This window comes from Protofrankia sp. Cr1 (assembly GCF_963555865.1).
Lineage (GTDB): Bacteria > Actinomycetota > Actinomycetes > Frankiales > Frankiaceae > Protofrankia.
This window is the reverse complement of sequence record NZ_CAUVXO010000200.1, coordinates 2,366-7,316: the sequence shown is the minus strand read 5'-3', so window position 1 is coordinate 7,316 and position 4,951 is coordinate 2,366. Positions and strand designations below refer to the sequence as shown.

General features: G+C 65.1%; 3 protein-coding genes and 2 pseudogenes. 4 read left to right on the top strand and 1 reads right to left on the bottom strand.

Annotated features, from left to right (window positions below; all coding sequences use genetic code 11):
* Positions 1-407: 407 nt before the first annotated feature.
* Positions 408-665, bottom strand: a complete 258-nt coding sequence (locus tag U9980_RS15955; RefSeq protein ID WP_322768643.1) for a VOC family protein — start codon at positions 663-665, stop codon at positions 408-410.
* Between the two features lie 1,027 nt (positions 666-1,692).
* Here U9980_RS15955 and U9980_RS15950 point away from each other — a divergent pair.
* The 4 genes and pseudogenes from U9980_RS15950 to U9980_RS15935 form a co-directional block, all read left to right on the top strand.
* Positions 1,693-3,387: a M60 family metallopeptidase gene (locus tag U9980_RS15950; RefSeq protein WP_322768642.1), complete on the top strand. Its 1,695-nt coding sequence runs from the start codon at positions 1,693-1,695 to the stop codon at positions 3,385-3,387.
* A gap of 36 nt (positions 3,388-3,423) precedes the next feature.
* A pseudogene (locus U9980_RS15945) lies at positions 3,424-3,558 on the top strand (IS5/IS1182 family transposase); the annotation flags it as partial.
* Positions 3,559-3,697: 139 nt separating this feature from the next.
* A pseudogene (locus U9980_RS15940) lies at positions 3,698-4,018 on the top strand (transposase); the annotation flags it as partial.
* Positions 4,019-4,087: 69 nt separating this feature from the next.
* Positions 4,088-4,951 (top strand): amidase family protein (locus tag U9980_RS15935; RefSeq protein ID WP_322768641.1); only part of this gene is annotated, 864 nt, incomplete at its 3' end.

The following is a 4,951-nucleotide window of genomic DNA, read 5'->3' as shown; positions in this document are numbered from 1 at the left end:
GCTTCGAGCGTGTTTGTTCTGGTTCCCTGTCACGAGCGTTCGAATTCGATGTCAGAGCGAAAAGCCGGTACGCACGCTGTTGATCCGCTCAGGCGCTGCAGGCGTGTCGGTTGCGTCGGCGAGGTCCACTGTCCTGGTGTCCGGCCAGGCATGTGGAAGAGGGCGGTGGCGAGGGCAGCGCGCTCACCGGGCACCTGTTCTTCCACCGGGGAGACGACTCAGGCTTCGGCGCGACGCGGTTCACCGGAGCCAACACGCGGGATGGGCGTTCTGGTAGGCACGACGTGCCCGGGTGGGGGCGTCGCAGTCGCCACTCTCCGGCGCACCGGCTTTCCACCAACAGGTCGAACGTGTCAGCCAGAGACGGTGACGTTTACAGCGCGACCGTCGGGGTCACGGAGCAGGTGCTAACCTAGCGGAAGACGCGCTTGCGGAAAGTGGCTGGTCGAGAGGACGAAGCCGAGGCGCAGTGCTCCAGTGGATCCGTTCCGGCCTGCGGGATAGATTTCAAGCACGCTGCCGCCGGCGAGGCGGGCGGCAACATGTTTCGGCCCGTTCCCGTGGCGTTCGGCGGTGAACACCAGACCGAGGCTTTCGTAAAAGGCCTGGCAGCCGGCGACGTCGGAGGTGTAAAGGACGAGCAGGCTGAGCTGCGGGTCGTTCACGGTTACAGTCTTTCTCCACGACCAAGCGGCTTCGGCGCCGAGTGTGTGGTCGGTAGGGCACGTACGGCGACAGCGGCCGCGTGCAGTGAGGCGAAGGCTTCTTCGGATCGCCGTAGCCGGTTTTCTCGACGTCGCCCGGCACCCCTGCGGCCCGTCGCTGGTGGCGTCCGTGGCGACAAATCGGTTACCAGACCGTACATCGACCGAGACGGCTCCGGAGGAAAGATGTCCGCACCATTGTCAGCGCATCCGCACCGACCGGCGACCGTATCGTCGCTATGACCGTTTGAACCCGCCCTTTAAGGCGTCGCGTGGCGGTGTCGAGTAGATCAGAATGCCTATATTGAGACGTGCCTGGCTAGTCCGTTCTACTGACTTGTCCGGCGATCATCACGTTATGTGATCGACTGGAGTCACGGAGAGTCCCGATCGTCGGCGGTTCGGCGGGTCCGTTTCGAGGGTGGAGTTGCCGGGACGGCTCGCTGACCGTCGGGCCCACGATGCTTGGCCGGCAGGTCCGCCGAGGTGAGAGGGGTCGGGGTGGGCTGGCCGGTCGATGAAGGACACCTACCGCGAGACGATTACGTAAAGTAGCGCTTCTGGTCACGCTTTGTATGCATTGATTGGTCCGGGATGGACTATCTCATGCCCTCAAATCGGGTTAGGCAGAAATTGACCCGGCGGTGTTGTTGCTGTCTTCGGGGTTGGTGCGGGAATCTTCTGCCGTGCGTCCCGCAAGATGCGGGATTGCGGTTACGGAACCTGACGGGGGGTCCGGGTTCATATCGGCTGCGGCGGGACCGTTTCATCACGCCGATATCTCAGCGACGAATATCACCGGTGCAGTGCAGTGCAGTGCAGTGCAGTGCGCGAGCGCGAGCGCGACTTGAATAGCGGGTCCGTCACGCGGGCTCACGGCCGACCACCGGCTGGAAATGTGTGTGCGCGGCTGACGGCCGCCGCGACCGGGTTCATCAGCTCGGCTGTCTCGTTGAGAAACCATATTCACAGTGGGAGGGGATTCTTCATGGAATCAGACGGTACGTGCACCAGGCCGCCAGACGGGACCGCGACGGTGGCGCCCGATGAGGGCACGTCGATATCCGGGGCGGACATCGTCCTGACCATGGCCGACCCCGACGTGCGGCCGGAACCGTACGCGGGCAACGGGTGGCAGAGCTTCCACATCGTGGACCAGGCCGACGGGTCCGTGGGCATCCGCAACCCTTATACTCACCTGGTTCTGACGATGTCGGACCAGGACGTGCGCGCCACACCGTACACGGGCAACGCGTGGCAGAGCTTCTGGATAGTGGATCAGGCCGACGGGTCCGTGGGTATCCGCAACAACTACTACGGCACGGCCTTGACGATGTCGGACGAGTACGTACGCGCCACACCGTACGCGGGCAACGCATATCAGAGCTTCGTGCTGGTGCCGCAGGCCGACGGGTCCACCGGTATCCGCAGCTTCTACCAGCGGGCCGCGTACTCCACGTTCTGGGGGACCCCGGACACCAGGGAGGCGATCAAGAGAGTCGGGAACTGGTACCAGAACAGCGACCGGCAGCCCACCGGGTTCTACCTCCCCCCGGAAAACCGGCTCGAACTGCGGCTCCGTCTGGTGAACCTGGCCGCCGACAGCCAGCCGACGCTGTATATCGGAGCGCCCGACACCCACCCGGACTTCCGCACCTACATGGAATCCCGGCCGTACCCGCTCCACGACGGTCTGAACTACGTGACCGACCCGGCCGGCGGGATGGTCTATTTCCAGATGACGGGCGTCGGGCGTCGGGCCGAGGTGACGTTCCGGTCCGGGGTGCTCAAGGCCCCCTTCTTCGAACACGGGAAGACCACCCCGGAGCAGTACCGGAACATGCTCGCGACCCTGACGCAGGCGCCCCAGGCCGAGTTGGCCTCCAAGCGCGTCATCGTCACCGTGGACCGCGCGGTAGCCCTGAAATACCAGGACGTCGACCAGAACGCGCTCATGGAGACCTACGAGAAGATCGTCTCGGTCGAGGAGGCGGTCCTCGGGCTCGACGGTTCGATGCCGCTGCACACACCAGCACCCTTGCGATTCCACCTCACGCTTGGCAACCGGAGCGGGGTTGGTAGTGCCCATGCGGCCCACTATTACACCACCTACGCCGTCGAATACGGCGCCGAACTACTCACCGTGGCAGGACTCGGCACATCCTGGGGCATGTGGCATGAGCTGGGCCACCAGAACCAGATGTTCGGCTACCTGCATTGGGACGACCTCATCGAGATTACCGTCAACATCGCGTCGCTCGCGGTGCAACGCGCCTTCGGTCAGCGCTCCCGACTGCTGGAGACAGACGCCGGGGGCAAGGACATCTGGGACAAGGTACTGGCGAAAATCAACACGCCGTCCTTCAAAGTCACCGATCTGGATCCGTTCGAATACCTCGCCGCGCTCGAACAGCTCCGGCTCGCCTTCGGCGACGACTTCTGGCCACGCATGAACAAGGTCACCCGGGAAAAGTACCAATCCGACGGCTACCGCATTTACCCGCCGCAGCCCGCCTACGACAACCTGGCCCTCTTCGCCAGCATCACCGCCAACGCCGACCTCCGCGGCTTCTTCGCAGCCTGGGGCATACCCGTCACCGAAGCACGCCAAGCCGAAATCGCAGCCCTGAACCTTCCCCGGCCGGCCACCGATCCGACCACACTCCGCGAACCACGTTCGTAGAGACCCACCCCGGAATGCCAGTTCGCGCCGGTCGTAGACCTGTACACGGAACGGAACACCGGCGAGCGTCTGATCAATAAGCTGAAGGCCTGGCGAGGCATCGCCACCCGCTATGGCAAGATCCCGCAGAGTTACCTTTCTGGTCTCCATCTCCGCGCCTCGATGATTTAGAACTACAGCCACAGTGATCGCCGTGTGGTCTCTTTCCGGCTCGTCGGCGTGGCGCGATGCGCGGGCGGCCACCGCATGATTTCTCGGCTCGGTGAAGAAAAACGAGGAAGACGCGGTGGCCGCGATTGGCAGCATAACCCTGGACGACGTCACGGAGTGGGAGGCCGGGCTTGTCGAGCTGTTCGGCCGTGTCGCCCACTGTTTTCCCGGCGACCAGCCGAGAGCGCAGGCGTAGGCTTACCTGGACGGGCTGTTGTCGAAGAACGAGCGTAAGAACGGGTGGACGCTCGCCGAGCACGCCAAGGACCGGGGGCCGCAGAAGATGCAGCGGCTGCTGAATGAATACGCCTGGGACGCCGACGGCGTACGTAACGTCATCCGATCGTACGTCGTCGAGAATCTGTCCGAGCCCGACGGGGTACTTGTCTTGGACGAGACGGGATTCATGAAGAAAGGACGCTAATGCAGGCCTCGGCATTAGCGTCCTTATGACGGGCTCGCAGTCATGCCGTGTCCTTCCGGGTGGCCGGTGGTCAAGAGGCAAGGTGTCCGGATCGGACGCGGCATAACGGTCGTCGGGTCAGAGCTGATCGAGGAAAGCGAGGAGCATGTCGGTCGGCTGGTAGCGGGCCGGGGCCGCACCCCGTGCGGCCCACTGGTTGGCGAGGCGGGGTTCGGACAGATCGTCGAGTTCGGACTCTGCAGGTCGGTGCGGGACCTGGCGTCCCTGCTCGACGCGGTGAGCGCGCCGCCGGTCGGCGACAAGTACCCCGCGGCGCCGCCGGCCAGGCCCTACACCGACGAGCTGTGCGTGAACCCCGGCCGCCTGCGGGTCGCGCTGATGACCGCGCCGTGGTCGGGCACGCCGGTGGACGCCGGGGTCGTCGACATCGCGATCGCGGCGGGTCAGCTGCTCGAATGGATCGGGCACACCGTCATCGAAGCGGCCCCGGCCCTCGACGCCGAGGACATCATCGAGGCGTCGACGCTCGCCGTGATCTCCACCGGCGCGGCGATCCTGCGGGCACCCTGGCCACCTCGGACCTCCCGGCTGGAAGCCGTCTCGCGCCAGACCCTGGCTGAGACGCGGAGCAGCACGGCTCTGGACGTCCTGTCCGCGATCGACGCACAACACCGGGTGACCCGCCCGATCGGCCGGTTCTTCCTCGACCACGACCTGCTGGTGACGCCGACACTGGCCCGGCCGCCCGAACCGCACGGCACCCTCGACTACGACGATCCCGCGCACAACGTGCGGTCCTGGCTGAGCCGCATCTACGAGTACGGGCCGTTCACCGCCGCGTTCAACATCTCGGGCAATCCCGCGGTCAGCGTGCCGCTGGCACTCAGCCGGGACGGCCTGCCCATCGGAGTTCAACTGGTTGCCGCGTAC

What these genes read in the sequence shown, in the direction of transcription:
- U9980_RS15950 (WP_322768642.1), top strand. Translation starts at nt 1,693, where the DNA reads ATGGAATCAGACGGTACGTGCACCAGGCCGCCAGACGGGACCGCGACG.